This is a genomic window from Streptomyces sp. NBC_00576 (genome assembly GCF_036345175.1).
Lineage (GTDB): Bacteria > Actinomycetota > Actinomycetes > Streptomycetales > Streptomycetaceae > Streptomyces.
In genome coordinates this window covers 3,291,757-3,317,428 of record NZ_CP107780.1, presented here as the reverse complement: position 1 = coordinate 3,317,428, position 25,672 = coordinate 3,291,757, and the positions used below count along the sequence as shown (strand labels likewise).

General features: G+C 69.3%; 24 protein-coding genes and 1 tRNA gene. 17 read left to right on the top strand and 8 right to left on the bottom strand.

The genetic code is table 11. The features are described 5' to 3' along the window. Nucleotides 1-175 precede the first annotated feature (175 nt). The 5 genes from OG734_RS13765 to OG734_RS13745 all read left to right on the top strand — a co-directional run bounded on the left by OG734_RS13765 (nucleotide 176) and on the right by OG734_RS13745 (nucleotide 4,781). Nucleotides 176-1,315, top strand: a complete 1,140-nt coding sequence (locus OG734_RS13765) for an LLM class flavin-dependent oxidoreductase (protein WP_330287778.1) — start codon at nucleotides 176-178, stop codon at nucleotides 1,313-1,315. Further along, complete coding sequence (locus OG734_RS13760; protein WP_330287777.1) at nucleotides 1,312-1,824, top strand: GNAT family N-acetyltransferase; 513 nt, start codon at nucleotides 1,312-1,314, stop codon at nucleotides 1,822-1,824. Before OG734_RS13765 ends, OG734_RS13760 begins: the two co-directional genes overlap by 4 nt. Before the next feature lie 149 nt (nucleotides 1,825-1,973). Further along, the gene (locus OG734_RS13755; RefSeq protein WP_330287776.1) at nucleotides 1,974-2,984 is read left to right on the top strand and encodes an amino acid ABC transporter permease; all 1,011 of its coding nucleotides are present in this window, start codon (nucleotides 1,974-1,976) and stop codon (nucleotides 2,982-2,984) included. Beyond that, on the top strand, nucleotides 2,981-3,745 hold the full coding sequence (locus OG734_RS13750) for an amino acid ABC transporter ATP-binding protein (protein ID WP_330287775.1): 765 nt from the start codon (nucleotides 2,981-2,983) through the stop codon (nucleotides 3,743-3,745). Before OG734_RS13755 ends, OG734_RS13750 begins: the two co-directional genes overlap by 4 nt. Nucleotides 3,746-3,791: 46 nt before the next feature. Continuing rightward, a complete protein-coding gene (locus OG734_RS13745; RefSeq protein WP_330287774.1) occupies nucleotides 3,792-4,781 on the top strand; it encodes an ABC transporter substrate-binding protein in 990 nt (329 codons plus the stop codon). Between the two features lie 335 nt (nucleotides 4,782-5,116). Here the strand turns inward: OG734_RS13745 and OG734_RS13740 are convergent, their stop codons facing one another. The 4 genes from OG734_RS13740 to OG734_RS13725 are packed head-to-tail and all read right to left on the bottom strand — an operon-like array spanning nucleotide 5,117 to nucleotide 9,907. Beyond that, nucleotides 5,117-6,748, bottom strand: a complete 1,632-nt coding sequence (locus OG734_RS13740; protein WP_330287773.1) for a family 43 glycosylhydrolase — start codon at nucleotides 6,746-6,748, stop codon at nucleotides 5,117-5,119. After that, nucleotides 6,745-7,677: a carbohydrate ABC transporter permease gene (locus tag OG734_RS13735; protein WP_330287772.1), complete on the bottom strand. Its 933-nt coding sequence runs from the start codon at nucleotides 7,675-7,677 to the stop codon at nucleotides 6,745-6,747. Before OG734_RS13735 ends, OG734_RS13740 begins: the two co-directional genes overlap by 4 nt. Beyond that, a complete protein-coding gene (locus tag OG734_RS13730) occupies nucleotides 7,677-8,561 on the bottom strand; it encodes a carbohydrate ABC transporter permease (RefSeq protein WP_330287771.1) in 885 nt (294 codons plus the stop codon). Before OG734_RS13730 ends, OG734_RS13735 begins: the two co-directional genes overlap by 1 nt. Nucleotides 8,562-8,572: 11 nt before the next feature. Further along, nucleotides 8,573-9,907 (bottom strand): ABC transporter substrate-binding protein, encoded by a 1,335-nt coding sequence (locus OG734_RS13725; RefSeq protein ID WP_330287770.1) that lies wholly within the window; start codon nucleotides 9,905-9,907, stop codon nucleotides 8,573-8,575. A 395-nt stretch (nucleotides 9,908-10,302) separates the two neighbouring features. Here OG734_RS13725 and OG734_RS13720 point away from each other — a divergent pair, with 395 nt between their 5' ends. The 4 genes from OG734_RS13720 (at nucleotide 10,303) to OG734_RS13705 (ending at nucleotide 13,857) form a co-directional block, all read left to right on the top strand. Then, the gene (locus OG734_RS13720) at nucleotides 10,303-11,334 is read left to right on the top strand and encodes a hydroxyacid dehydrogenase (RefSeq protein ID WP_330287769.1); all 1,032 of its coding nucleotides are present in this window, start codon (nucleotides 10,303-10,305) and stop codon (nucleotides 11,332-11,334) included. Between the two features lie 136 nt (nucleotides 11,335-11,470). Continuing rightward, on the top strand, nucleotides 11,471-12,613 hold the full coding sequence (locus OG734_RS13715; RefSeq protein WP_330287768.1) for a LacI family DNA-binding transcriptional regulator: 1,143 nt from the start codon (nucleotides 11,471-11,473) through the stop codon (nucleotides 12,611-12,613). A gap of 91 nt (nucleotides 12,614-12,704) precedes the next feature. Then, on the top strand, nucleotides 12,705-13,130 hold the full coding sequence (locus OG734_RS13710) for a VOC family protein (protein WP_330287767.1): 426 nt from the start codon (nucleotides 12,705-12,707) through the stop codon (nucleotides 13,128-13,130). Nucleotides 13,131-13,275: 145 nt separating this feature from the next. After that, nucleotides 13,276-13,857 carry an Rv1733c family protein gene (locus tag OG734_RS13705; RefSeq protein WP_330287766.1) on the top strand — a complete coding sequence of 194 codons (582 nt, stop codon included), beginning with the start codon at nucleotides 13,276-13,278 and terminating at the stop codon, nucleotides 13,855-13,857. 44 nt (nucleotides 13,858-13,901) lie between these two features. On the opposite strand, the gene OG734_RS13700 is transcribed toward OG734_RS13705, so the two are convergent. The 3 genes from OG734_RS13700 to polX all read right to left on the bottom strand — a co-directional run bounded on the left by OG734_RS13700 (nucleotide 13,902) and on the right by polX (nucleotide 17,105). Beyond that, nucleotides 13,902-14,552, bottom strand: coding sequence for a phosphoribosyltransferase (locus tag OG734_RS13700; protein ID WP_330287765.1), 651 nt, complete (start codon nucleotides 14,550-14,552; stop codon nucleotides 13,902-13,904). Nucleotides 14,553-14,676: 124 nt separating this feature from the next. Then, nucleotides 14,677-15,333, bottom strand: coding sequence for a dienelactone hydrolase family protein (locus OG734_RS13695; protein ID WP_330287764.1), 657 nt, complete (start codon nucleotides 15,331-15,333; stop codon nucleotides 14,677-14,679). Between the two features lie 47 nt (nucleotides 15,334-15,380). Next, nucleotides 15,381-17,105: a DNA polymerase/3'-5' exonuclease PolX gene (gene polX / locus OG734_RS13690; protein ID WP_330287763.1), complete on the bottom strand. Its 1,725-nt coding sequence runs from the start codon at nucleotides 17,103-17,105 to the stop codon at nucleotides 15,381-15,383. A 215-nt stretch (nucleotides 17,106-17,320) separates the two neighbouring features. Between polX and OG734_RS13685 the strand changes: the two genes are divergently transcribed. Further along, nucleotides 17,321-17,941, top strand: a complete 621-nt coding sequence (locus tag OG734_RS13685; protein ID WP_330287762.1) for an endonuclease — start codon at nucleotides 17,321-17,323, stop codon at nucleotides 17,939-17,941. 133 nt (nucleotides 17,942-18,074) lie between these two features. Next, entirely contained in the window at nucleotides 18,075-18,209 is a 135-nt protein-coding gene (locus OG734_RS13680; RefSeq protein WP_330287761.1) for a hypothetical protein, read from the top strand. A 293-nt stretch (nucleotides 18,210-18,502) separates the two neighbouring features. Here OG734_RS13680 and OG734_RS13675 read toward each other — a convergent pair. After that, a tRNA-Arg gene (locus OG734_RS13675) sits at nucleotides 18,503-18,574 on the bottom strand. Nucleotides 18,575-18,737: 163 nt separating this feature from the next. Here OG734_RS13675 and OG734_RS13670 point away from each other — a divergent pair. The 6 genes from OG734_RS13670 to thrB all read left to right on the top strand — a co-directional run bounded on the left by OG734_RS13670 (nucleotide 18,738) and on the right by thrB (nucleotide 25,557). Further along, the gene (locus tag OG734_RS13670; protein WP_330287760.1) at nucleotides 18,738-19,202 is read left to right on the top strand and encodes a response regulator; all 465 of its coding nucleotides are present in this window, start codon (nucleotides 18,738-18,740) and stop codon (nucleotides 19,200-19,202) included. A 115-nt stretch (nucleotides 19,203-19,317) separates the two neighbouring features. Beyond that, complete coding sequence (gene nrtL / locus OG734_RS13665) at nucleotides 19,318-20,391, top strand: ArgS-related anticodon-binding protein NrtL (RefSeq protein ID WP_330287759.1); 1,074 nt, start codon at nucleotides 19,318-19,320, stop codon at nucleotides 20,389-20,391. 35 nt (nucleotides 20,392-20,426) lie between these two features. Then, nucleotides 20,427-21,818, top strand: coding sequence for a diaminopimelate decarboxylase (gene lysA, locus OG734_RS13660; RefSeq protein ID WP_330287758.1), 1,392 nt, complete (start codon nucleotides 20,427-20,429; stop codon nucleotides 21,816-21,818). Nucleotides 21,819-21,975: 157 nt separating this feature from the next. After that, the gene (locus OG734_RS13655) at nucleotides 21,976-23,268 is read left to right on the top strand and encodes a homoserine dehydrogenase (protein ID WP_330287757.1); all 1,293 of its coding nucleotides are present in this window, start codon (nucleotides 21,976-21,978) and stop codon (nucleotides 23,266-23,268) included. A gap of 6 nt (nucleotides 23,269-23,274) precedes the next feature. Then, nucleotides 23,275-24,333: a threonine synthase gene (thrC, locus tag OG734_RS13650; protein WP_330287756.1), complete on the top strand. Its 1,059-nt coding sequence runs from the start codon at nucleotides 23,275-23,277 to the stop codon at nucleotides 24,331-24,333. Nucleotides 24,334-24,627: 294 nt separating this feature from the next. Further along, nucleotides 24,628-25,557, top strand: coding sequence for a homoserine kinase (gene thrB / locus OG734_RS13645; RefSeq protein ID WP_330287755.1), 930 nt, complete (start codon nucleotides 24,628-24,630; stop codon nucleotides 25,555-25,557). The last annotated feature ends 115 nt before the right edge of the window (nucleotides 25,558-25,672 follow it).

Sequence of the window (25,672 nt, the reverse complement as noted above, 5' to 3'; positions counted from 1 at the left end):
TCGTCTGACCGGCCCCGTCTCTCCCTTCTTCTCTTCTCTCCCCTTCTTTCCTTTGCGCCTCCCCCTTTCCTGACGAGCCGTCAAGTGCGGCCGTGCGCAGGGCTGTTCCGTGCTGCCCGCGTGCGAGGGCCGCCCCTCCAGGCAGCTCCAGGGAACCTGAGAAAGGCCGTTTCCCATGCCCGTGGAATTCCTTGGCATCGCCGCGACCAACGACGGCTCCGAAACCAACCCGCGCTCCGGCGCCGCCTTCGACAGGGAGTACACGCTCCGACTCGCCCGGGCGCACGAGGACCACGGCTGGGACCGGGTGCTGTTCGCCTACGGATCGGGATCGCCGGACCCCGTGCCGGCCGCCGCGTACATCGCCAGCAGGCTGGAACGCCTCCAGATCCTGCTGGCCCACCGCCCCAACGTCTCCTACCCGACCTTCGCCGCCAAGACGTTCGCCACCCTCGACCAGATCAGCGAGGGCCGCCTGACCGTCCACTTCATCACCGGCGGCAACGACCAGGAGCAGGGCCGCGAGGGCGACACCCTCACCAAGGACGAGCGGTACGCCCGCACCCGCGAGTACATCGGGCTGGTCAAGAAGATCTGGACCACCCACGAGCCCTTCGACCACGAAGGCGACCACTACCGCTTCCACGACTTCGTCAGCGACGTCTTCCCCGTCCAACAGCCGCGCCCGAACGTCTCGTTCGGCGGCTCCTCGCCCGCCGCGTACGCAGCCGGGGGCGCCGAGGCCGACATCTACTGCCTCTGGGGCGAGCCGCTGGAGAAGACCGCCGAGCAGATCGAGGCCGTGAAGGCCGCCGCCAAGGCGGCGGGCCGCACCGACGTACCGCGTATCCAGGTGGCGTTCCGCCCGATCATCGCCCCGACCGAGGAGCTGGCCTGGGAGAAGGCCCACCGCACGGTCGGTGCGATCAAAGACCGTAAGGAGCGGGGCGAGTTGATCAGCAGGCGCCACAACGGGGGTGCACAGCCGCAGAATTCGGGCTCACAGCGCCTGATCGCCATCGCCGAGGCCGGCGAGCGCTACGACCGCGCCCTGTGGACCCCGACCGCCGCCGCAACCGGTGGCGCGGGCAACTCCAACGCTCTGGTAGGCACCCCCGAGACCGTGGCCCGGGCCCTCCTCGACTACTACGACCTCGGCGTCGACATCCTTTCCGCCCGCGGATACGACCTGCTGGGCGACGCCATCGACTTCGGCCGACACGTGATCCCGATCGTCCGCGAGGAGGTCGCAAGGCGTGACGCCGAGCGCGCGGCCCGGGGTACGCAGATACTCGCGGCGGCGGTGAACGGATGACCTTCGTAACGCAACCACCTGCAAAGACGCGCCAGTTGACGGTACGCCAAGTCACCGTGGCCGACGCTCTAGCGGCACCCCTGCTGCGTGAACTCGGCGACGAGTACTCCGCCCGCTACGGCAAGGACGCCCACGCCGAACTCGCCCGCTACCCCGACGAGGAGTTCACGGCGCCGTACGGCGGTGTCCTGCTCCTGCTCCTCGAACACGGCGAGCCGGTCGCGGGCGGCGCGTTCCGCCGGTACGACGCGGGCACGGCGGAGCTGAAACGGATCTGGACACACTCCGCCCATCGGCGCCGCGGCCTGGCCCGCCGGGTCGTCGAGGAGCTGGAGCGTGAGGCGGAAGTCCGGGGTTACCGGCGGATCTACCTCACCACCGGCCCCCGCCAGCCCGAGGCTCGCGGCCTCTACCTGGCCACCGGCTACACACCTCTCTTCGACACGACGGCCGACCCGGAAACCATCGGCAAACTGCCCTTCGAGAAGCACCTGAGCGGTCCCGGCTGAAGTGGGGTGCGCGCAGCGCCCCCACAGGTGCGCGGCCGCATCTGTCTGCGGCTCCGCCGCGGAGCGCGACCAGCCCCCACCAGCCCCCACCGGCCCACGGCAGACCGTCAAGCCCCGATCACCCCTCACCCTCGGACAGGAACCCCACCATGGGCCTCACCACCGACTCCACCGCACCACCCGGCAGCCGCGAGGCCTCGCAGGCCCCGCCATCCCCACCCGCCCCGGAGGACCCCGCCTCCCTCAAGGTCGTCCCCGTCCGCCACTACGCCCGATGGGCGGCAGCCGTCGCCGTAATCGTGCTGATCGCGCAGTTCGCGCACGGGCTGGTCACCAACCCCGTCTGGGAGTGGGGCGTCTTCCGCGACTACGTACTGTCCGAGACGATCGTCCAGGCGGTCGGAGTGACCCTCCAACTCACCGCCTACGCAACGGTGTTGGGCTTTCTCCTCGGCACGGCACTGGCCTTCATGCGGCTGTCGCGGAGCCCGGTGCTGCAGACCGTCGCCTGGACGTACATCTGGATCTTCCGGTCGATCCCGATGATCGTCCAGCTGGTCTTCTGGTTCAACCTGGGCGCTCTGTACGACCGGTTGGGCATCGGCATCCCCTTCGGGCCGGTGTTCTGGTCCATCGACAGCAACACCCTGATCGGCACCATCGGCGCCGCGATCATCGGACTGACGCTGCATCAGGCCGCGTACGCCGCCGAGATCGTCCGGGGCGGTGTCATCGCGGTCGACCAGGGCCAGCTGGAGGCCGCCGCCGCGCTGGGCATCCCCCGGCTGCGGCAGATCCGGCGGATCGTGCTCCCGCAGGCGATGCGCGCCATCCTGCCCACGGCGGGCAACGAGATCGTCGGCCTGCTCAAGGGCACCTCGGTGGTCTACGTGATGGCGATCAGCGAGCTCTTCTACCAGGCCCAGGTGATCTACGGCCGCAACGGCCGGGTGATCCCGCTGCTGCTGGTCGCCACCGCCTGGTACGTCGTCCTCACCTCCCTGCTCACGGTCGCCCAGTACTACGTGGAGCGCCACTACGCCCGAGGCGCCAACCGCACCCCGCCGCCCACCCCGCTCCAGCGTGTACGGCGCTTCGTACGCGACCTGCGTACGGCGGCGGCCCAGCGAAGCCAGTACCCCCTAGGAGGCACCCGATGAGCGATGTGATGGTGGATGTCCGGGGCGTCCACAAGAGCTTCGGCCCGCTGGAAGTGCTGCGCGGCGTCGATCTCCAGGTCCGCGCGGGCGAGGTCACCGTGATCCTCGGCCCCTCCGGCTCCGGCAAGTCCACACTGCTGCGCACCATCAACCACCTGGAGAAGGTCAACCGCGGCTGGATCAGCATCGACGGCGAGCTGATCGGCTACCGGCGCTCCGGCGACAAACTGCACGAGCTGCGCGAGAAGGACGTACTGAAGCAGCGCACCCACATCGGGTTCGTCTTCCAGAACTTCAACCTCTTCCCGCACCTCACCGTGCTGGAGAACCTCGTCGAGGCACCCGTCTCCGCGCTGCGCCGCCCGCGCAAGGAGGCCGTCGCCACAGCCGAACGACTCCTCGAACGGGTCGGTCTCACCGACAAGAAGGCCGCCTATCCACGGCAGTTGTCCGGCGGGCAGCAGCAGCGCGTCGCCATCGCCCGCGCACTCGCCCTCGAACCCAAGGTGCTCCTCTTCGACGAGCCCACCTCGGCCCTCGACCCGGAACTGGTCGGCGAAGTCCTGGACGTCATCAAGGACCTGGCCAGCACCGGCACCACCATGATCGTCGTGACCCACGAGATCGGCTTCGCCCGCGAGGTCGCCGACACCGTGGTGTTCATGGACGGCGGAGTCATCGTCGAACAGGGCACCCCCACGGCCGTCCTGGACGCCCCGCAGCACGAACGTACCCGCGCGTTCCTCTCCAAGGTCCTCTGACCGCCCTTACCCGGTATCCCACCTGTCCCACTCAAGGAGTACGACCGTGTCCATCAACCTCGTCCGCCGATCCACCGCAGCCGCCCTGGGACTCGTCTCCGCACTGGTCCTCGCCGCCTGCGCCAACCCTTCGGACGGCGGTACCACCGAGGTCGCGGCCACGAAGGGCGCCGGCAGCGGTACGAAGATCAACCTGAGCCCCGACCAGAACCGTGTCACCACCGGAAAGGTCGACTCCATAGCCGCCGAACTCCCGGCGAAAATACGCGACAGAGGCACGCTGGAGATCGTCTACTCCTCGGGCAGCGCCGCCCCGTTGGGCTTCTACGCCACCGACAACAAGACCAGGATCGGCGTCGAGTCCGACCTCGCCCACCTCGTCTCCGAAGTGCTCGGCCTCAAGCCGGACTTCAACACCGTCTCCTGGGAGAACATCTTCGTCGGCCTCGACAGCGCCAAGTACGACGTCGGCTTCAGCAACATCACCGTCACCGAGGAGCGCAAGGAGAAGTACGACTTCGCCACCTACCGCGAGGACAACCTCGGCTTCGAGGCGAAGAAGGGCAGCGGTCTGAAGATCACCGGGCCCAAGGACGTGGCGGGCAGGACCATCGCCGTGGGCAGTGGCACCAACCAGGAGAAATTGCTCATCGAGTGGAGCAAGGAGGACGAGAAGGCCGGCCTCAAGCCGGTGAACATCAAGTACTACCAGAACGACAGCGACACCTATCTCGCCCTCCAGTCCGGCCGGATCGACGTCTACCTCGGCCCCAACCCGACCGCCGCCTACCACGCGGCCGCCACCGGGAAGACGGAGGTCGTCGGCACCTACTCCGGTGCCGGCTCCACCCTCCAGGGCCTCATCGCGGCCACCACCAAGAAGGACAGCGGCCTGGTCAAGCCGCTCGCCGACGCGATCGACGAGATCATCGAGAACGGCACGTACGGCAAGGTGCTGGAGCGCTGGGGCCTGTCCAACGAGGCCGTGACCAAGTCGGAGATCAACCCGCCGGGGCTGCCCAAGACCAACCAGTAGCCGATACGGGCAGACCCGGGTCCGGCCGACCCGGTACGGGCGGACTCGGGCCCGGCCGACCCGGTACGGGCAGACCCGGGTCCGGCCGACCCGGTACGGGCAGACCCGGGTCCGGCCGACCCGGTACGGGCAGACCCGGGTCCGGCCGACCCGGTACGGGCAGACCCGGGTCCGGCCGACCCGGTACGGGCAGACCCGGGTCCGGCCGACCCGATACGGGCAGACCTGGGCCCGGCAGACCTGGGCCCGGCAGACCTGGGCCCGGCAGACCCGGGCCCCGGCAGACCCGGGCCCCGGCGGATCGACGTCCCGGTGGATCGACGCCCCGGGGGGGCTCAGCGCCAAGGCTCCTCGGGTGTGCACACGAGGTGGAAGTCGGTGAAGTCGGCGGTGAAGGTGGCGTCGACGAGATCCGTGGCGTGGATCCCGGCCATCGAGCCGGTGAAGCGCAGCCGGGAGCCGTGGTCGTCGGAGAGACGGCTGAAGTCCAGCGGCGGGCCCACGGGCCGGCGGGTACTGTCCTGGACGTACCAGAACGACGCGTCGGCGCCGTCGACGGTCACCCCCAGGGTGAGCGGACCCGTCGCGTCGACCTCCGTGGCCGCCACCTGCCGCGTACCGGACTCGTCGCGTTCCCGCAGGCTGAGGACGGTACGGCCGGCGCCCTGCCACTGCTGGCCGCGCTGCGGTTCACCCGCCGGCTCCGCCCACGTCACGTCGAGGCTCAGCCAGGCTTCGGCGCTGTACCGGAGGACCAGCCCGGCGGCCTGGGTGAAGGTCAACGGCCTTGCCTCGACGGTGACCTGGGCCGTCGCCCGGTGCTCGGTGATGCGCTGCGCCAGCAGGCTGTGCGCCCACCGGGACTCGGGTCCGTGCCGTCCGCGCAGCCGTATCCAGCCGGGGCGGGTGGCGGTGTCGGCCCACGACGGGTCGGGCGCGGCCCGCAGGGTGCTCCAGGGCCAGCCCAACGGCTCGTCGGTGAACGGGAGTCGGGGCACATCAGTGTCGGGATCCGGGTCGGGGTTGGGACACGTGGGTACGTCGATATCGACCTCGACCGCCGGGTGATGGCCGCCCTGCCGCAGCCTGGGCCAGCCCTCGGCGTCCCAGGTCAGCGCCTGGATCGCGGTCTCCCGGCCGAGGGTGCAGCGCATGCCCTCGGGGGTACGCAGCGGGCGGGCCGCCAGATGGCTCAGGATCCAGTCGCCGTCCGGTGTCTCGACCAGTTCCGCGTGCCCCGCCTTCTGCAGCGGCACCGACGGGTCGTCCCGCGTCGTCAGCAGAGGCCGGCCGTCGAGCTCGTACGGCCCGGTGATCGCGCGACTGCGCGCGACCCGCACCCCGTGCTCGAACCCCGTACCGCCCTCAGCCAGCACAAGGAGGTACCAGCCGCCGTGCCGCACCAACTTCGGTCCCTCGATGAGGCGTTCGTGCTGGAACAGCAGATGCGTGTCGCCGGTCCGGGTCAGGGTGTCGCGGTCCAGCTCGGTGAGCACGATGCCGGCGAAGCGCTGTCCGCCGGGGCGGTGGTCGCTCTGCATGTTGAGCAGCCACAGCCGGCCGTCGGCGTGGAAGAGGGCGGGGTCGAAGCCGTGGCTCGCGACCCGGCGCGGAGCCGACCACTCGCCGTCGACCTCCGCGGCCGTACTGACGTACGTGTCCAGATCGAAGTAGGGCGTACCGACCGAGCGCACGATCGAGAAGACGACCCAGAACCGCTCGCCGTCCCAGCTCAGCGAAGGCGCCCAGACACCACCGGAGTCGGGCACCCCGGCGAGCGAGTCGCCCGGGACGGCACCCCGCACGTGTCCGGCGTACTCCCAGTGCGCCAGGTCCCGTGAGCGGTGGATCGGGATCGTCGGGAACCACTCGAAGGAACTGGTCGCCACGTAGTACCAGTCGCCGACCCGCACGAGGGACGGGTCGGGAGCGAAACCCCGGATGACCGGATTGCGCACGAGGGTCACTTGAGGGCTCCCATCGTGACGCCGGTGCGCCAGTAGCGGCGCATCGCGACCATCATGATCGCCATCGGGACGATGGAGAGAAGGGCGCCGGTCAGGACCAGGCTGGTGAGGTCGATGCCGGACTCCGCGCGTTTGCCGGACCAGTTGTAGAGGCCCAGGTTGAGCGTCCAGTTCTCCTGGCCGCGCAGCACGGTCAGCGGCAGGAAGAAGGCGTTCCACGTGTTGACGAAGGCCAGCAGGAAGACGGTCGCGCCACCCGTCGTCATCATCCGCAGCACGATGCTGAAGAAGATCCGCAGCTCACCGGCCCCGTCGATACGGGCCGCCTCCAGGAGTTCGAAGGGGATCGTCGCCTCGGTGTACACCTTGGCCAGGTACACGCTGAACGGGTTGATCAGACAGGGGATCAGCATCGCCCACGGGGTGTCGACGAGCCCGATCTCCGAGAACAGCAGGTAGAGGGGGAGCGTGAGCAGCGCGATCGGGATGAGGAACGAACCCACCACAGCCGCGAACACCACACCGCGCCCGGGGAAGTCGAAGCGGGCGAGGCCGTAGCCGGTCGCGAGGGCGATCAGTGTGCCGCCGAGGGAGCCGACACCGGCGTACAGGAACGAGTTGGCCGTCCAGCGCAGGAAGATGCCGTCCTCGTAGGTGAACACCTGATGCAGGTTCTCCCACAGATGCCAGCCCGAGAACCACAGCCCGTTGCTCTGGTAGAGCCCCGTACGGTCCTTGGTGGCGGCGATGATCAGCCAGTACACGGGGAAGAGGCTGTACGCGCTGGCCAGCACAAGTCCGACCAGGACGAACCGTTGACCGCCGCGCGAACGGCCCCTGGAATCAGGGCGGTTGAGGCGCCGTGCGGCAGACGACTGGGACCGCTTCGGGGACTCGGCGGTGGCGCTGGTGGTCGTCGTGGTGGCCATCAGTCGGTCTCCTTCGAGGTCAGCCGGTAGAAGAGGAAGGAGGCGACGCCGAGGATCAGGGCGAGCAGGACCGACAGGGCGGCGGCGTAGTGGTAGTTGCCGGCGTTGAAGGCCTGGTTGTAGATGATCATGATCGGGGTGAAGCTGTCGTCGACCGTCTGCGGCGTGATGTTCCGGAACAGCGCGGGCTCGTTGAAGATCTGCAGCATCTGGATGATCGAGAGCATCCCGGTCAGCACCAACGCCCCCCGCACGAACGGGATCTTGATGCTCAGCGCGACCCGCCACTCGGTCGCGCCGTCCAGACGCGCGGCCTCGAAGAGCTCACGCGGCACGCCCTGCAGCGCCGAGTAGATGATCACCATGTTGTAGCCGATGCCGTGCCAGGTCAGCAGATTGCCGATCGACGGCCACACCATCGACGGCGAGAAGAAGTTCCAGTCGAAGCCGAGCAGATCGCCGAGCGGGGTGAGCGGGCCGACGTCGGGGCTGTAGAGGTTGATCCACACGACCGCGGCGACCACCCCCGGGATCATGTACGGGACCAGCAGCATGATCCGGAACCGGCTCGCCGCCTGTGCGGTGAGCGCGTCCAGGAACAGGGCGAGGACCAGGCTGACCAGCAGCATGACCGGGATCTGCACGCAGGCGAACACCACCACGCGCAGCACGGAACCCATGAACTTCGGGTCCGTCAGGCCCTGTCGGTAGTTGTCGAGGCCGGAGAACTCGTCGGTGGTGCCGCCCAGACCCAGCCCCGAGGACTGCGAGTGGTACAGCGACTGGTAGACGGCGTACCCGATCGGCAGCAGATAGAGGAAGACGAAGCCGAGCTGGAAGGGCACCGTGAAGGCGGCGCCCTTCCAGCGCAGAGAACGAATCATCGGGATGTGCCTCAGCCCTTGACGTTGATACCGCGGGACTTCAGGTCCTTGACCGTCCACTCCTGCATGTGCGCCAGGAGTTCGGTGACCGTCTGCTTCTTGCTGACCACCTGGCCCCACTGGCTCTGCAGCTCGGAGAACATCGCGGTCCAGTCCGGACCGAAGGTCCAGTCGGTCGTCACGGTCGACAGGCTGTCCTTCACGATCTGCTGGGCAGGCTGGTAGTTCGAGCCGAGCAGCTTCTCGGAGATCGCCTCGGGCACGTACGTGTCACTGTCGGCCAGCGCCGGCATCACCCCGCTGCCGGTCTCCGGACTCGCCATCGTCTTGACCGCGCCCGCGTCGGTGGACATCCACAGCGCCGCCTCGGCGGCCTGCTCCGGGTGCTTGCACTGCTTGGACACCAGCGTCAGGTTGCCGCTCTGGTTGGTCCCGGCCGGCGTCTTCGCGGCCTCACCCTTGTACGTCGGCCAGGGGGACAGCGCCCACTTGCCGAAGGAGTCGGTGAAGTTCTGCACCATCCCGGACATCTGCCAGGTGGAGATCTGCCGGGTCGCGGTGCCGCCCTTGTCGTAGTTGCGCTGCACGGCCGCGTAGTCGGCGAAGGACAGCTTCGAGTTGAGGTCGTTGTCGATGATCTCCTGGATCACCTTCGCCGCCTTGAGGGTGCCGGCATCCTGGAAATCCACCTTCCAGGCGTCGCCGTCGATGGCGTACCAGTGGGCGCCCGCCTGCATGGCCAGCACCTCCAGGGTGCTGGGGTCCTCACCGGCGTAGTTGGTGATCTTGACGCCGTGCTTGTTGAGGACCTTGCCCGCCGCGATGAACTCGTCCCAGGTCGCCGGGGCCTTGAGCCCGTACTTCTTGAAGATGTCGGTGCGGTAGATCGTGAAGGCGGGCGCCGAGGCGGTGGGTACGCCATAGACCTTGCCCTGGACCTGGCCGACGGCCCACGAACCCGGGTTGAACTTGTCCTTGCTCGACCCGACGTACTCCGTGATGTCGGCCAGCGCGCCCTGCGCGACCCAACTCGTCACGTACTCACCGGTGTTCTGCAGCAGGCAGGGAGCGTTCTCGGCCTTGACGGCGTTGCTCAACTGCTTCTGCATCGTCAGCTGGTCGGTCACCTTCGTGTACTTCAGCTGGACGTCCTTGTGCGACGCGTTGAACGCCTTGACGACCGCCTCCTGACCGTTCGCCCACCCCCAGAAGTCGAGGGTGACCGGCCCGGAGGCCCCCGAAGCGTCGTCACCGGACCCGGAGCCGGACCCGCCGCAGGCGGAGACGGTGAGCGCGAGAGCGCAGACAACTCCGGCGAGTGCGGGGCGCCTGAATCTGACGGACATGAGCGTGCTCCTTAGGTATCACCACGACGTTCCACAGGAGTGGGGGGCGGGTCATGCAACCGGGGGTCATGTAACCGTTTGCCGTGCTGGACGCTAGGCCGGGTGCGGTCGAGAAGCAAGAGGTCGTGAGATCCCCGTTTCGCGCATCTTGCTCGCAAGTTACGGTCCGACACCGGTGACCTGCAGGTTTTGCTTCGGTGTCAGTCGGTATCGGTTCGGGAAAGCGGCAGGCCTCTGATCGCGCTTCCGGTGGCGCCATTGACCGATTCGAAGAGTGGACCCTAGCGTGGAATACGTTTACATCACTTCGTTTCCGTCCTCGATCCCGTTTCCAGTTCTCGTTCCCAGTTCCCGTTCCCGGTCCTAGTGCGCTTCCGCACCGAAGCAGGAGTCCCATGTCTCCCGAGCCCGTCGTGTCCACCCCCCACCTCCCGGTCGCCCTGTTCGCGATGGACCCGGTGCACCTGCCCGAACTCTTCCCGCCCGCCCTGATGGAACGGCTGCTGGAAATGGCACGGATCGATCCCGCACTGGTCGTCCAGGACTTCACCGACCCGGGGGCCGCTGCCGCGCTGGCCGAGGCGGAGGTGCTGATCACCGGCTGGGGCTGCCCGCACATCGACGCCGACGTCCTGGCCGCCGCACCCCGGCTGCACACCGTCCTGCACGCCGCGGGCAGCGTCCGCAGTCTGCTCGGCGACGCCGGCTGGGAGCGCGGGCTCACCGTCTCCAGCGCGGTCCGGGCCAACGCGCTCCCCGTGGCCGAGTACACCCTGGCCGCCGTCCTCCTCGCCGGAAAGGACGCCTTCGGCCTGCGCGAACGCTTCCGCCGCGAGCGGGTCCACCCGGCCCCCCACGAATACACACAGGTGGGCAACCTCGGCCGCCGGGTGGGCGTGATCGGCGCCTCACGGGTGGGCCGCCGGGTACTGGAACTACTCCGCCCGTTCGAACTGACGACCACGCTGTACGACCCGTACGTGGACGCCGAGGAGGCCAAGGCGCTGGGCGCGACCTCCCTCTCCCTCACGGAACTGCTGCGCACCAGCGACATCGTCACTCTGCACGCCCCGGACATCCCGGAGACGTTCCGCATGCTCGACCGCGACCGGCTCGCCCTCATCCCGGACGGCGGCGTCCTGGTCAACACCTCGCGGGGCGCCCTGGTGGACCACGAAGCGCTCACCGCGGAACTGGTCTCCGGCCGGCTCGGCGCGGTACTGGACGTGACGGAACCGGAGCCCCTGCCTGCGGGATCCCCTCTGTACGAGCTGCCCAACGTATTCCTCACGCCGCACATCGCGGGCTCCCTCGGCAACGAACTCGCCCGTCTCGGCCGGACGGTGGTGGAGGAACTGGCACTGCTCAACGCGGGGTTGCCGCTCGCGCACCGGGTGCGGCACAGCGATCTGGCGAGGAGCGCGTAGGCGCGGGCCGCGCGGGGGTCACGTCCGGACATGTGATCGCGACATGTGATCGCCATATGTAATCGTTCTCACCGAGAAGGGAGGGAGTTGCTGCACAGCCCCGGTCGGCATACCGGCGATGCAGTAACGTCGGAACGTGACGGAGAACGGAACCGAAGCCCGGAAAACGGGCCCTCGCGCCACCCCGGGCAAGCGCAGACGAAACGGCGCCGACGGCGACGGCCCCAGCACGATCCGCGACGTCGCGGCCAAAGCGGGCGTGTCGGTGGCAACCGTTTCCAGGGCCCTGGCCGGCAGCCACCCCGTCTCCGTCGCAACCCGCGCCCGCGTCATGGCGGCGGTCGAGTCCCTCCACTACGTGGTGAACGTCCACGCCAAGGCCCTGTCCGGCGGAGTCGCCGGTCCCGTCGCCCTGGTCATGGACCAGATCATCGGCCCGTCCTTCGCCGACGTAGCGGCAGGAGTGGAGCAGGAGGCCGCGGCCCGAGGCCGACTGAGCCTGGTCTGCACCACCCACGGTGACCAGAACCGCGAGCACGATCTCGTCCAACTGATGCGGGAACAGCACGCGGCGGCCGTCATCCTCGTAGGCGGTGCGGTACTGGACGAGGCGTACCACGAACGCATGGCCGACTACGCCAGAGCGCTGGACGCCGCCGGCTCCCGCCTGGTGCTGTGCGGCCGCCCGCCCCTACCGGGCGACCTCCCGGTGACCGTCGTCGAGTACGACAACCGCGGCGGCGCCTTCCAGGCAGGCGACCACCTCCTCACGGCCGGCCACCGCCGCATCCTCTACCTCGGCGGCAACCCCGCGATGAGCACCGCCGAACAACGCCGCGCAGGCTACCTCCAGGCGCTGCGCGCCCACGGCGTCCCCTACGCCGACGAGTTGGACATCCCCGGCACCTACACCCGCGCCTCGGGCTACGACCGAATGCGGGCCGCCCTGAATGCGGGCCTGGACTTCACGGCGGTCTTCGCGGGCACGGACATGGTGGCCACGGGGGTACTGGCGGCACTGCGGGAGGCGGGGCTCGACGTCCCCGGCGACATCTCGATCATGGGCTTCGACGACGTGCCCTTCGCGGCCGACCTCTCGACGTCGTTGACGACCCTCCGGGTGCCTTACGAGGACCTGGGGCGCACGGCGGTACGGCTGGCACTGGACGGGGAACGGCGCGCCGCGGGGGGCGATCACGTGATCCTGGGGACGCAGCTGGTTGTGCGGCAGTCGGTGCGGGCGCCGGGGGCGGGACGGAAGAGGCGGGGGCGGGGGTGACGGGGGACCGGCACCGCTCTTTCGGCGAAGCCACTGCGGACGCGCGCCTGTTGGCGGCCGCTTCGGCCACGACTGACGGCACAGTGGAAGCATGAACGCAGACGACAGGAACCTTCTCGGCCGCGGACGCGTGGCGACCAGGCTGCCGGCCCAGGACCTGGACAGGGCGCGGCGTTTCTACTCCGAACAGCTCGGTCTGGAGCCCGTCGATGAACGGCCCGGCGGGCTGCTGTACCGGTGCGGAGACACGGAGTTCGCACTGTTCGCGTCGTCGGGAGCCTCCTCCGGCACTTTCACCCAGATGGGATGGCAGGTCGACGACGTCGAGAGGGTGGTGGCGGAACTCAGGCAGCGCGGAGTGGTGTTCGAAGAGGTCGACGTGCCCGGGATCCGGACGAAGGACGGGATCGCCGAGATCGAGGGGAACTACCCGAGCAAGGGCGCGCGGGGTGAACGTGCTGCCTGGTTCCGTGACAGCGAGGGCAACCTGCTGGGCATCGGCGAGCCGGTCGTCTGAGTCGTCCGGCCGGTCGTCCGAGACGAGTGCCGGACCGGTGCGGTGCCCGGGTGCTCGTCTCGTCTTCCTGGGTGCGGGGGCCTGAAACGTCCTGGGGGAGGAGACTGGGGGAGAGGCTGTCGGTGCTCGCGAGGCGGTGTCGACCATGGCGAAGACATGTCGTACGAGAGTGCGGATGTGGCGCTGGAGGCGGAATTCTCTCCGGCGGCGCAGTGACGTCATCGAAGCCTGGGTCGTGCTGATCGCCGCGATCGTCGCCATAGTGGGGGGCCTGGTCGCGGGGGTGACGGTGGCACAAACAGCGGAGGAGAGCCTGAATCGCCAGCGACTGGAGCGCCGTACCGCCTCGGCCGTACTGACCGAGGACGCGCCGGGAATGAACGTGGCGCGCGTCGTCGGCGAGGACCGTGTGTGGGCCACTGTGCGGTGGACCGCGCCGGACGGCTCTGCCCGCACCGGTCTGACCCAGGTGCTCCCCGACACCGCGAAGGGCACCCCGGTGACGGTGTGGACGGACCGGCAGGGCCGGCTTGAGCCGAAGCCCGGCAGCCCTGCGGCAGCGCGCTTCCAGGGAGCCTGGGCGGGCACTCTGGCCGCCATCAGCGCCGGCGTTGTCGTGATCGGGGCCGCACAACTCGTGCGCGGACAAATGGACCGACGGCGCATGCAGGAATGGGCCGACGAATGGCAGCGCGTCGATGGACGCTGGGGCCGGGCGACCAGTTGAACGGCCATTCGGGGCGTGAGAACTACCCCGCGGCTACTCCTCGGCTACCCTGCGGCGCCCGTGTGCAGCGCGGTGAGCACGTCCTGGTCGGTGAGCTGGTCGAAGTGCTCGTACCACAGGCCGACGGCCATGAAGGAGACCGGACGGTACAGGCAGACCACGTCGTCGGCCTCGGCGCGCAACAGGTCCGACGCCTCGGGTGAGCCGACCGGCACGGCCAGCACGATCCGCTCGGGCGCCTGCCGCCGTACGGCACGCACCGCGGCCCGGGCCGTGGCACCGGTCGCAAGGCCGTCGTCGACGACGATCACCGTACGTCCCCGCAGATCGGGGGCGGGGCGGCCCTGCCGGTAGAGCTGCTCGCGGCGGTGGAGTTCGGCACGCTCCCGCTCGATGGTCTCGGCGAGGTCGGCCCGGCTCAGGCCCAGCTGGTCCAGGGCGCCCTCGTTGAACAGCGGCTCGTCGTCCCCTGCGATCGCCCCGACGCCGAACTCCTCCTGGAAGGGGGCGCCGATCTTGCGTACGACGAGCACGTCGAGCGGGGCGTCGAGCGCCCGGGCCACTTCCTGGGCCACGGCGACACCGCCCCGGGGGAGGGCGAGGACGACGGGGTCCGGGAGGGCGCCCTTCTCCTGCCGGATCCGCAACTGTTCGGCCAGTCTGCGTCCGGCCTGCCGTCGGTCACGGAACTGCATGACGGATGCCACCCCTTTCGCACATAGGAGTCAGCCCCCTGGGCCGAACCCGTAAGTCCGGTGCCTCCGCGTACCCCGTCCCGCACAGGTCGATGCGAGGCAAGGCGGCGGTTCTCACCCGGTCTCACCCGGCCGCGGTCTTCAGACGGTCGTCGCACCACTGCCGGGCGGTGTCGGCGACCAGGTCCAGCGCGCCGGGCTCCTCGAACAGGTGGGTGGCGCCCGGCACGACACGCAGAGTGTGCGGACCGCTCAGCCTGCGGGCGGCCTCCTGGTTGAGCCGCAGCACATGGTGGTCCTCTCCGCCGACGATCAGCAGGACCGGGATCCGTACGGCCTCCAGGGCGTCACCGGCCAGATCCGGCCGTCCGCCGCGCGAGACCACGGTCAGGACCCGGGAGGGCCGCTCGGCGGCGGCGACCAGGGCCGCGCCGGCACCGGTGCTGGCGCCGAACAGGGCGACGGGAAGGCCCCGGGTGTCGGGCTGGACGTCGAGCCAGTCGATCGCGGCGACCAGCCGGCGAGCCAGCAGGGTGATGTCGAAGCGGTGCTCGCCGGTCGCCCTGTCGTGCAACTCCTCAGCTTCGGTGAGCAGGTCGATCAGCAGGGTGCCGAGTCCTGCGGTGCGCAGTTCGGCGGCGACCGCACGGTTGCGCGGGCTGTGCCGGGAACTACCGCTGCCGTGCGCGAACAGCACGACCGCTCGGGCGAGCGTCGGCACGGCGAGATCGCCCGCCAGTTCGGTTTCGTTGACGGGCACCGTGACCAGTTGGGAGATCATCTGCCTCGTCTTCCTCCTCGATAGTTATGACATGACCTGATGTGTCCTTATCGCTCCAGGAAGCGTCGCAACCGGGAGTGCGGCCAGGTGTTGATCACGTCCTCCTTGGTGAGCCGGCCGCGCTGTGCCGTACCCACGCCGTATCGCATGTGGGCCAGGTGGAGGGTGGAGTGGGCGTCGCTGTCGATCGCGAACTTCACGCCGTGCCGCCGGGCCCGCAGGATGTCCTCGTCGCGCAGGTCGAGCCGGTTTGGATGGGCGTTGATCTCCAGTGCGGTACCGGTGCGGGCGCAGGCGGCGAAGATCTCGTCGAGGTCGGCGTCGATGCCCGGCCGCTTGCCGAGGACGCGGGTGGTGGGGTGGCCGATGATGTCGACGTACGGGTTCTCGCAGGCCCGGACGATCCGTCGGGTCAGCGCCTCGCGGTCCTGGTTGAAGTGCGAGTGCACCGAGGCCACGCACAGGTCGAAGCCGGCCAGGAAGCCGTCCGGCCAGTCCACGCCGCCGTCGGGGGCGATGTTCAGCTCCACACCGTGCAGCAGCCGCATGCCGCCCCGCCTGCCGTACGCGCGGTCGAGCCGCCGTACCTGATCGCGCTGGGCCAGCATCCGCTCGTCGGTCATGCGCTGCATGTACAGGTCAGGACCGTGGTCGGTGATCGCGTAGTAGGCGTAGCCGCGCTCCGCCGCAGCCCGGACCATGTCCTCCAGCGGGGCGAGCCCGTCGGTGAGGTCGGTGTGGGTGTGCAGGTCGCCCCGGATGCCGGACTCGGTGACGAGGTCGGGGAGATCGCCGCGCTGTCCGGCCTCGATCTCGCCGCGGTCCTCGCGCAGGGGCGGCGGGATCCAGGGCAGGCCGAGCCGTGCGTACACGTCCTCCTCCGTCCGGGAGACGATCATCTCCCCGCTCTCGGCGTCGAACAGCCCGTACTCGGAGAGCTTCAGCCCCTGGCGCACGGCGATCTCACGGATGCGGATGTTGTGCGCCTTGGAGCCGGTGAAGTACAGCAGGGCGGCGCCCCACGAGTCGGGCGGCACGACCCGGAGGTCGATCTGCAGCCCCCTGCCGGTGCGTACCGATGTCTTCTTCGCGCCGTGGGCGATGACCTCCGTGACGTAGGGCAATTCGGTGAACGCCCGCATGAGGGGCATCGGCCGCTTCGCCGCGGCGAGGACGTCGATGTCGCCGACCGTCTCCCGGAAGCGGCGCAGCGACCCGGCGTAAGTGCACCGCAGGCAGCCGGTCACCCGGGACAGCTCGGCGACGGTCTCCTCGGCGAGATCGAGGGCCACGTCGAGCTGGACGCGGTCCCCGGAGGACCGCAGCAGCTCGATGCCGTGGAGGAGGTTCTCCTCCGTCCTGGGGCCGAAGCCCTTCAGGTCGCGCAGCCGCTCGGCGTGGATGGCGTCGGCCAGTTCGTCGACGGAGGAGATCCCCAGCTCCTCGTGCAGCACCAGGGCCTTCTTCGGACCGAGTGCGGGGATGGCCGTCAGCTGCCGGACGCCGGCGGGGATCCTCGCCCGCAGCTTCTCCACGGCGGACACACTGCCGTCGCGGAAGTACTCGACGACCTTCTCGGCGATCGACCTGCCGACACCGGGGATCTGCTGCAGGCCCTTCACGTCGAGCGTGCCGACGTCGGCGTGGTGACCACCGATCGCGCGGGCAGCCTTCTCGTAGACACGCGCCTTGAACGCGTCTCCGCCGGTGATCGAGATCAGGTCCGCATACTCCCGGAACAGCGCGGCGACCTCGTCGTTGGACCGAGCCACACCTCCAGGGTAGGACGGAGCCGGCGGTTGACGGTGGTGTATCGATCGGCCTTGGACGGGTACACGAATCGGGCGGAAACCGACGCCCGTGGGAAAACCGGTGAAATGAGACGTTGAATCGGTGACAGGCGATGACTGCGAAGACCGACAGGAAGTCCGGTAGAAAGACGACCGGCGCAGCAGACAAAGCGGTGAGGAGAGCGGCGGACGAAGCAGTGGTTCGTGCCCTGCTGGACCGGCAGCGGCGCACCTATCCGGCGCAGGCCGGCATCCGGCTGCGCAATACCCCGGCCCCGCTGTACCAGACGCTCGTACTCGCGATACTCCTCAGCGCCCCCATCAGGGCCGACACCGCGGTGTCGGCAGCCAAGGCGTTGTTCGACGCCGGAATGCGTACCCCGCGGTCCATGGTGGACGCGTCCTGGCAACAGCGCGTCGACGCACTCGGCGAGGGCGGCTACCGGCGCTACGACGAGCGGACCTCCACGATGCTGGGCAATGGAGCCCAACTGCTGCTGGAACGCTACGGCGGCGATCTGCGGCTCCTGCGCGAGGAACCCGACCCGAAGAAGGCCCTGTTGGACATACCCGGGATCGGGCCCACAGGGGCCGACATCTTCCTTCGTGACGTACAGGGCGTATGGCCGGAGCTCGCGCCGTACATCGACCACAAAGCCCTGGACGGGGCCGGCCGGCTAGGCCTGCCGACCTCACCCGACAGGTTGAGCGGCCTCGTCCCCGGCCGCGAACTGCCCCGGCTGGCGGACGCCCTGGTCCACGCGGCCCTCGACAACACACTGGCGGACGAGGTGCTCGCTGCGGCCGGGGGCGCGTGAACAGTCCCTCCGGACAAAACCTTGCGTGCGGGCCACTGCCACTGACAGTGGCGCAGTTCCTGGAGCGCGACCTGAGGAAGGGTGGGAGTCAGTGGGACTGCCTCCCCCTGGCTGACGTGAGTACGACGGCCTGGTGCGGGACATGCTCGCGGTGCCCGGCGCCGAACCGGGCACGGCGCTGGTGGCGGTGTCCCGTTGTGGTGTCGAGGCCGGTCTGCCTCTTGCGGCGCACTGGGGTCCGGAAGACCTCGTCCGTGCCTGGCGGTAGTCAGGGAACCGCCAGGGCGGTCATGGTGATGGAGCCGGGCCTCGGGCGGCCCGTGGCAGTAGGCATCGACCGTCCTCTGAGAACCTTCCGGGCATCGAAGCTCATACACGCGGCCGTGTACGCGCTGTCCAGCGCTACGTCTGGCTCCACCACCCGGGATCAGCACCGTTCGCAGGTCTATCGCGATCAGCGCGCAGCAACGACAAAGAGCCGGACCCAGTGAGACTGGGTCCGGCTCTTGAAGTCTGGCACTTCAGCAGGTCAGCAACTAATTCACGCTGTTCCGGCTTCTGTGCCCCCGGCAGGATTCGAACCTGCGCACACGGCTCCGGAGGCCGTTGCTCTATCCCCTGAGCTACGGGGGCGTGTCTGGCGCGTTGCGCGGCGACGAGTAGAACCCTACCAGCTCGTTCGGGGTGATCAGGAACGGGTTTTGGGGGTCGCGTCGGACCTTGTCGGCGCCCGATCGTGCCGGTGGAAGTAGGGAAAAGCCGGACGCGGTGGCCGGTCTCGACCTACCCTCGAGTTGTGCCGGGCGTGTCCGGCCGGGTGCTTGTTGTGGACGACAACAAGGTGATCCGGCAGCTGATCAGGGTCAACCTCGAACTGGAGGGTTTCGAGGTCGTGACCGCGGCTGATGGTGCCGAGTGTCTGGATGTCGTTCATCAGGTGTGCCCCGATGTCGTCACCCTCGACGTCGCGATGCCTCGGCTCGATGGTCTGGGCACCGCCGCTCGGCTGCGCGCCGACCCCCGTACCCGCGACCTGCCCCTCGCCATCATCAGCGCCTGTACGCAGTACGAGGTCGAGGCCGGGCTCGATGTCGGGGTCGACGCGTTTCTCGCCAAGCCGTTCGATCCCGCCGAACTCATCAGCCTCGTACGGCGGTTGGCGGAGCGGGGGCGAGACGACGCCCCCTTCGAGAGCGCCCTCGCACCACCCCTCGGCGCCCCGAGCGAGACCGAGCGCGTCGGCCGGGCCGCCAGCGGCTGACCCGGGCACTGTTCCGCCGAACCCTGGTCCCGCACCCCGTTCCGCCCTGATCACCTCCACCCTCACCCCCAAACCCAGTCGCCGACCCACCCCCCTCCTCCCATACGCTTGTCCCGTGACCCCCGTCGAGCTCTCCCGTACCGTGCTGTGCGCGGTGCGTCGTGCTGTCGACGCGGGAGAGCTGAGTGTCGCCGTCCCCGCACGCGCCGTCGTTTCCGCGCCCGGGCCTGGTGGTACCGGGGACTACGCCACCAACATCGCGCTGCAGCTGGCCAGGCCCGCAGGCCGCACCCCCCGCCACGTCGCCGAAGTCCTGCGCGACCGGATCAGCGCCGCCCCCGGCGTCCGTGGCGTCGAGATCACCGGGCCCGGGTTCCTCAACATCAGCCTCGACAGCGCCGCCCCCGCAGCCCTCGTACGTGAGATCCGCACCCAGGGTCTGCGCTACGGGCACAGCGACGCCCTCGCCGGACAGGTGCTGTCGGTGCGGCTCCCCGTCGCGCACGAACCCCGGGCCGAAGTCGTCGCCGACGCGCTCGTACGGATCGCCGCCACCCAAGGCGCCCGCGCCCATCTCCACCGCGGCACCGGCACTCATGACGATGACGTTGCCCCCCAAGGCGCCCGCGCCCATCTCCACCCCGGCACCGGCGCCCACGAGGATGAGGACGACGTCGAAAGCGTCGACCTCCGCACCCTTCCCCCCGCCCCCCGCGACCCCACCCCCCTCGGCCCCGACGCCGCCCGCTGGGCACTCCTGCACCCCGCCCCGCACGACCGGCCCCGTATCGGCGCCGAGCATCTGGTCCAGCGGGAGAGGAATCCCCTCTTCCGGGTGCGGTACGCCTACGCCCGTACCCGCGCCCTCGGTCGCAACGCCGCCGACCTCGGCTTCACCGCGTACGCCGGTGACCTCACCGACGTACCACCACCCCCTCTTCTTGCTGTCCTCGCCGACCACCCCCGCCAACTCCTCGGCGCCGCCACCCATCGCGCCCCGGACCGGCTTGCCCGGCATCTCGTCACCCTTGCCGATGCCACACTCGCCTTCCTGCCCACCGTGCTGCCGCTCGGCGACGAGAAACCCTCGGCCGCCCACCGGGCCCGGCTCGCGCTCGTCGAAGCGGCCGGGACGGTGCTGGCCGGCGGCCTGTCCCTGCTCGGTATCGACGCACCCGAACACCTTTGAAATACCTCTGACACCACCGAGGAAGCCGTACAGCCATGAGCCGTTCCGCACACCCCGCCGGGCCCCGTCACGCTGATGTGCTGCCCGAGGGGCACCCCTCCGCGCCGCCCGCCGACCTCAACCACCTGGACCGGAAGGTCTGGGCGTCGACCGTCACCCGTACGCCCGACGGTGTCGTCAGTGTCGGAGGGATCGAGGTCACCCGGCTCGCCGAGGAGTTCGGGACCCCCGCGTATCTCCTCGACGAAACCGACTTCCGTGAGCGCGCCCGTGCCTGGCGTACCGCCTTCGGGCCCGACGCCGACGTCTTCTACGCCGGCAAGGCGTTCCTCTCGCGTGCCGTCGTGCGGTGGCTGCACGACGAGGGGCTCAATCTCGATGTCTGTTCAGGTGGCGAGCTCACCACCGCCCTCTCCGCCGGTATGCCCGCAGACCGCATCGCCTTCCACGGCAACAACAAGTCCGTCGACGAGATCGAGACCGCCATTCGCGCCGGTGTCGGCCGGATCGTGCTCGACTCCTTCCAGGAGATCGTCCGCGTCGCGCACATCGCGCAGTCCCTCGGTAAGCGGCAGCGGGTGCAGATCCGTATCACCGTCGGTGTCGAGGCTCATACGCATGAGTTCATCGCGACCGCCCACGAGGACCAGAAGTTCGGTATTCCGCTTGCCGGTGGGCAGGCCGCCGAGGCCGTGCGGCGGGCGCTGCAGCTCGATGGGCTTGAGCTCATCGGTATTCACTCGCACATCGGGTCACAGATCTTCGACATGTCGGGCTTCGAGGTCGCCGCGCATCGCGTTGTCGGGCTGCTCAAGGACATTCGCGACGAGCATGGGGTCGAACTGCCCGAGATCGACCTCGGGGGTGGGCTCGGAATTGCCTACACCAGCGACGACGATCCTCGTGAGCCGCACGAGATCGCCAAGGCGCTCACCGAGATCGTGAGCCGTGAGTGCGAGGGCGCGAAGCTGCGCACCCCTCGTATCTCCGTCGAGCCCGGGCGCGCCATCGTCGGACCCACCGCCTTCACCCTCTACGAGGTCGGCACGATCAAGCCTCTCGACGGGCTGCGTACGTACGTCTCCGTCGACGGCGGGATGTCCGACAACATCCGGACCGCGCTGTACGACGCCGAGTACAGCGTCGCTCTCGTCTCGCGGACCTCCGAGGCCGCGCCCATGCTGGTGCGGGTCGTCGGCAAGCACTGCGAGAGCGGGGACATCGTCGTCAAGGACGCCTTCCTGCCCGCCGACCTGGCACCGGGTGACCTCATCGCGGTGCCGGCGACCGGCGCGTACTGCCGGTCCATGGCCAGCAACTACAACCACGCCCTGCGCCCGCCCGTCGTCGCCGTGCGGGACGGGGAGGCTCGGGTGATTGTCCGGCGGGAGACCGAGGAGGATCTTCTCCGTCTTGACGTCGGATGACCGTGGGACAACCCAGGACAGGCGGACGGCGGAAGATCTCCTGTCTTCCGCCGCTCGGAAAACGAAATAAACATCTCACGATCCGGACGATGGGTAGAAAGTTCAGTCCGGTGAGTGAGACTTGTCGAACCTAGACGGTATGAGGAAACGAGGTCGGATGATGCGTACGCGTCCGCTGAAGGTGGCGCTGCTGGGCTGTGGGGTTGTCGGCTCAGAGGTTGCGCGCATCATGACGACGCACGCCGACGATCTCGCCGCCAGGATCGGCGCTCCCGTCGAGCTTGCCGGGGTTGCCGTGCGGCGGCCCTCCAAGGTGCGTGAGGGCATCGACCCCGCCCTCGTCACCACTGATGCCACCGCTCTCGTCAAACGCGGCGACATTGATGTCGTCGTCGAGGTCATCGGCGGTATCGAGCCCGCCCGCGCTCTCATCACCGCGGCCTTCGAGCACGGGGCGTCCGTCGTCTCCGCCAACAAGGCCCTCCTCGCCCAGGACGGCGCCGCTCTGCACGCCGCCGCCGAGGAGCACGACGCGGACCTCTACTACGAGGCCGCCGTCGCCGGTGCCATCCCGCTCATCCGGCCGCTGCGCGAGTCCCTCGCCGGCGACAAGGTGAATCGTGTGCTCGGGATCGTCAACGGCACCACCAACTTCATCCTCGACAAGATGGACTCGACCGGGGCCGGCTATCAGGAGGCCCTCGACGAGGCCACCGCCCTGGGGTATGCGGAAGCCGACCCGACCGCCGACGTCGAGGGTTTCGACGCCGCCGCCAAGGCCGCCATCCTCGCCGGAATCGCCTTCCACACGCGCGTGCGTCTCGACGACGTCTATCGCGAGGGCATGACCGAGGTCACCGCCTCCGACTTCGCCTCCGCCAGGAACATGGGCTGCACCATCAAGCTGCTCGCCATCTGCGAGCGGGCCGGGGACGGCCAGTCCGTCACCGCGCGCGTGCATCCGGCCATGATTCCGCTGACGCATCCCCTCGCCTCCGTGCGCGGCGCCTACAACGCCGTGTTCGTCGAGTCCGACGCCTCCGGGCAGCTGATGTTCTACGGGCCCGGAGCCGGCGGTGCGCCGACGGCCTCCGCCGTGCTCGGTGACCTCGTCGCCGTGTGCCGCAACCGGCTCAGCGGGACCACCGGGCCCGGCGAGTCGGCGTATGCCGCACTGCCCGTTTCGGGCATGGGCGATGTGGTCACTCGCTATCACATCAGCCTTGACGTCGCCGACAAACCGGGTGTTCTCGCCCAGGTGGCCACCGTGTTCGCCGAGCACGGGGTTTCCATCGATACGGTTCGGCAGACGGGCAAGGACGGCGAGGCCTCCCTTGTCGTCGTCACCCATCGTGCGTCCGACGCCGCCCTGGGCGGAACCGTCGAGGCGTTGCGCAAGCTCGACACCGTGCGGGGTGTCGCAAGCATCATGCGGGTTGAAGGAGAGTAACCAGCAATGACCCACCAGTGGCGCGGAATCATCGAGGAGTACCGGGACCGGCTGCCCGTCTCCGACAGCACGCCGGTCGTGACGCTCCGCGAGGGCGGCACGCCCCTCGTACCCGCGCAGGTGCTCTCCGAGCGCACGGGCTGCGAGGTCCACCTCAAGGTGGAGGGCGCCAACCCGACCGGGTCCTTCAAGGACCGCGGTATGACCATGGCCATCAGCCGGGCGAAGGAGGAGGGCGCGAAGGCGGTCATCTGTGCCTCCACGGGCAACACGTCCGCCTCCGCCGCCGCGTACGCCGTGCGCGCGGGCATGGTTTCGGCCGTTCTCGTGCCGCAGGGCAAGATCGCCCTCGGCAAGATGGGGCAGGCGCTGATCCACGGCGCCAAGATCCTCCAGGTCGACGGCAACTTCGACGACTGCCTCACCCTCGCCCGCTCCCTGAGCGACAACTACCCTGTGGCGCTGGTGAATTCGGTCAACCCCGTGCGCATCGAGGGGCAGAAGACGGCCGCCTTCGAGATCGTCGACATGCTCGGCGACGCGCCCGACATCCACGTCCTGCCGGTCGGCAACGCGGGCAACATCACCGCGTACTGGAAGGGCTACACCGAGTACGCCGCCGACGGCATCGCCCGGCGCACCCCGCGCATGTGGGGGTTCCAGGCGGCCGGCAGTGCCCCGATCGTGCGCGGTGAGATCGTCAAGGACCCCTCGACGCTCGCCACCGCGATCCGTATCGGCAACCCGGCCTCCTGGCAGCAGGCGCTGGCCGCGCGCGACGACTCGGGCGGTCTCATCGACGAGGTGACGGACCGTGAGATCCTGCGCGCCTACCGGCTGTTGGCCGCGCAGGAAGGCGTTTTCGTCGAGCCGGCGTCCGCCGCGTCCGTCGCCGGTCTGCTGAAGCTGGCCGAGCAGGGCAAGGTCGACCCGGGCCAGACCATCGTCTGCACGGTCACCGGCAACGGCCTGAAGGACCCGGGCTGGGCCACCGAGGGCGCACCGAAGCCCGTTGTCGTCCCGGTGGACGCCGCGACCGCCGCCGAGCGACTCGGACTCGCGTAGACCGGGTACTGACCACCTGAACCGGGGTTCTCCCTACCCAGTCCCTAGGACGGGTGCACAGGGGGCTTACGACACGCATCGTGCGCCTCCTGTGCGCCCTATGTCGCCACAGAACCTTCCTTCGATAAGCTGGGGTGAACCCGCCCGCCGCATATGCCCCCGCGTATGGCACGGCGCCGCGTTGCCTCAGCGGCCTGAGGGCCCCCATGTACGTCCTCAGCCGTATTTCAGTGTCGTATCGAGTGTCATCGAATGTCTTCGACGAAATCGCAGCTCAAGGAGAGTCATCGAGCGATGGCCGGTCCAGCGTTCCGAGCCGCCGCCGTCCGGGTGCGCGTCCCCGCCACCAGCGCCAATCTCGGTCCGGGCTTCGACGCCCTGGGCCTGTCGCTGGGGTTGTACGACGACGTAGTTGTCCGGGTGGCCGACTCCGGGTTGCACATCGATATCGCGGGCGAGGGCAGCGAGACCCTCCCGCGCGACGAGAACCACCTCCTCGTACGGTCCCTGCGCACCGCCTTCGACCTGTTGGGCGGGCAGCCGCGCGGCCTTGAGATCGTGTGCGCCAACCGCATTCCGCACGGGCGGGGACTCGGGTCCTCCTCGGCCGCCATCTGCGCCGGCATCGTCGCCGCGCGGGCCGTCACCATAGGTGGCGACAGCCGCCTCGACGACGAGGCGCTGCTCGAACTCGCCACCGAGATCGAGGGACACCCCGACAACGTCGCCGCCTGTCTGCTCGGCGGGTTCACGCTCTCCTGGATGGAGTCCGGAGCCGCCAGGGCGATCAGGATGGAACCCGCGCGTTCCGTCGTTCCGGTGGTTTTCGTACCCGGGAAGCCGGTACTCACAGAGACCGCGCGGGGTCTCCTGCCGCGTACCGTCCCGCACGTCGACGCCGCGACCAACGCGGGGCGCGCCGCCCTGCTCGTCGAGGCGTTGACCAGGCGTCCCGAGCTGCTGCTTCCGGCCACCGAGGACCGGCTGCACCAGGATTACCGAGCCCCCGCCATGCCGGAGAGCGCGGCGCTGGTGGAGCGGCTGCGGGCCGACGGCATCCCCGCGGTGATCTCGGGCGCCGGGCCCACGGTCATGGCGCTGACCGACGAGGCCACGGCAGACAAGGTCTCCCGGCTGGCGGGCGAGGGCTGGGCCGCCAACCGGCTCGGCCTCGACGCCCGGGGCGCGAGCGTTCTGCCGCTCGCGGCGCCCGGAGAGAGCTAGGCGACGACATCAACGGGGTGACAACAAGCGCTGCGACAAGCGGCGCTGTGACATGCGGCGCTGAGGCACGAGGCGCTGAGACATTCAACTACATACGGTTGCCGGATTTGGAGAG

What these genes read in the sequence shown, in the direction of transcription:
- OG734_RS13765 (WP_330287778.1), top strand. Translation starts at nt 176, where the DNA reads ATGCCCGTGGAATTCCTTGGCATCGCCGCGACCAACGACGGCTCCGAA.
- OG734_RS13760 (WP_330287777.1), top strand. Translation starts at nt 1,312, where the DNA reads ATGACCTTCGTAACGCAACCACCTGCAAAGACGCGCCAGTTGACGGTA.
- OG734_RS13755 (WP_330287776.1), top strand. Translation starts at nt 1,974, where the DNA reads ATGGGCCTCACCACCGACTCCACCGCACCACCCGGCAGCCGCGAGGCC.
- OG734_RS13750 (WP_330287775.1), top strand. Translation starts at nt 2,981, where the DNA reads ATGAGCGATGTGATGGTGGATGTCCGGGGCGTCCACAAGAGCTTCGGC.
- OG734_RS13735 (WP_330287772.1), bottom strand. Translation starts at nt 7,677, where the DNA reads ATGGCCACCACGACGACCACCAGCGCCACCGCCGAGTCCCCGAAGCGG.
- OG734_RS13730 (WP_330287771.1), bottom strand. Translation starts at nt 8,561, where the DNA reads ATGATTCGTTCTCTGCGCTGGAAGGGCGCCGCCTTCACGGTGCCCTTC.
- OG734_RS13725 (WP_330287770.1), bottom strand. Translation starts at nt 9,907, where the DNA reads ATGTCCGTCAGATTCAGGCGCCCCGCACTCGCCGGAGTTGTCTGCGCT.
- OG734_RS13720 (WP_330287769.1), top strand. Translation starts at nt 10,303, where the DNA reads ATGTCTCCCGAGCCCGTCGTGTCCACCCCCCACCTCCCGGTCGCCCTG.
- OG734_RS13710 (WP_330287767.1), top strand. Translation starts at nt 12,705, where the DNA reads ATGAACGCAGACGACAGGAACCTTCTCGGCCGCGGACGCGTGGCGACC.
- OG734_RS13705 (WP_330287766.1), top strand. Translation starts at nt 13,276, where the DNA reads ATGGCGAAGACATGTCGTACGAGAGTGCGGATGTGGCGCTGGAGGCGG.
- OG734_RS13700 (WP_330287765.1), bottom strand. Translation starts at nt 14,552, where the DNA reads ATGCAGTTCCGTGACCGACGGCAGGCCGGACGCAGACTGGCCGAACAG.
- OG734_RS13695 (WP_330287764.1), bottom strand. Translation starts at nt 15,333, where the DNA reads ATGATCTCCCAACTGGTCACGGTGCCCGTCAACGAAACCGAACTGGCG.
- lysA (WP_330287758.1), top strand. Translation starts at nt 20,427, where the DNA reads ATGAGCCGTTCCGCACACCCCGCCGGGCCCCGTCACGCTGATGTGCTG.
- OG734_RS13655 (WP_330287757.1), top strand. Translation starts at nt 21,976, where the DNA reads ATGATGCGTACGCGTCCGCTGAAGGTGGCGCTGCTGGGCTGTGGGGTT.
- thrC (WP_330287756.1), top strand. Translation starts at nt 23,275, where the DNA reads ATGACCCACCAGTGGCGCGGAATCATCGAGGAGTACCGGGACCGGCTG.
- thrB (WP_330287755.1), top strand. Translation starts at nt 24,628, where the DNA reads ATGGCCGGTCCAGCGTTCCGAGCCGCCGCCGTCCGGGTGCGCGTCCCC.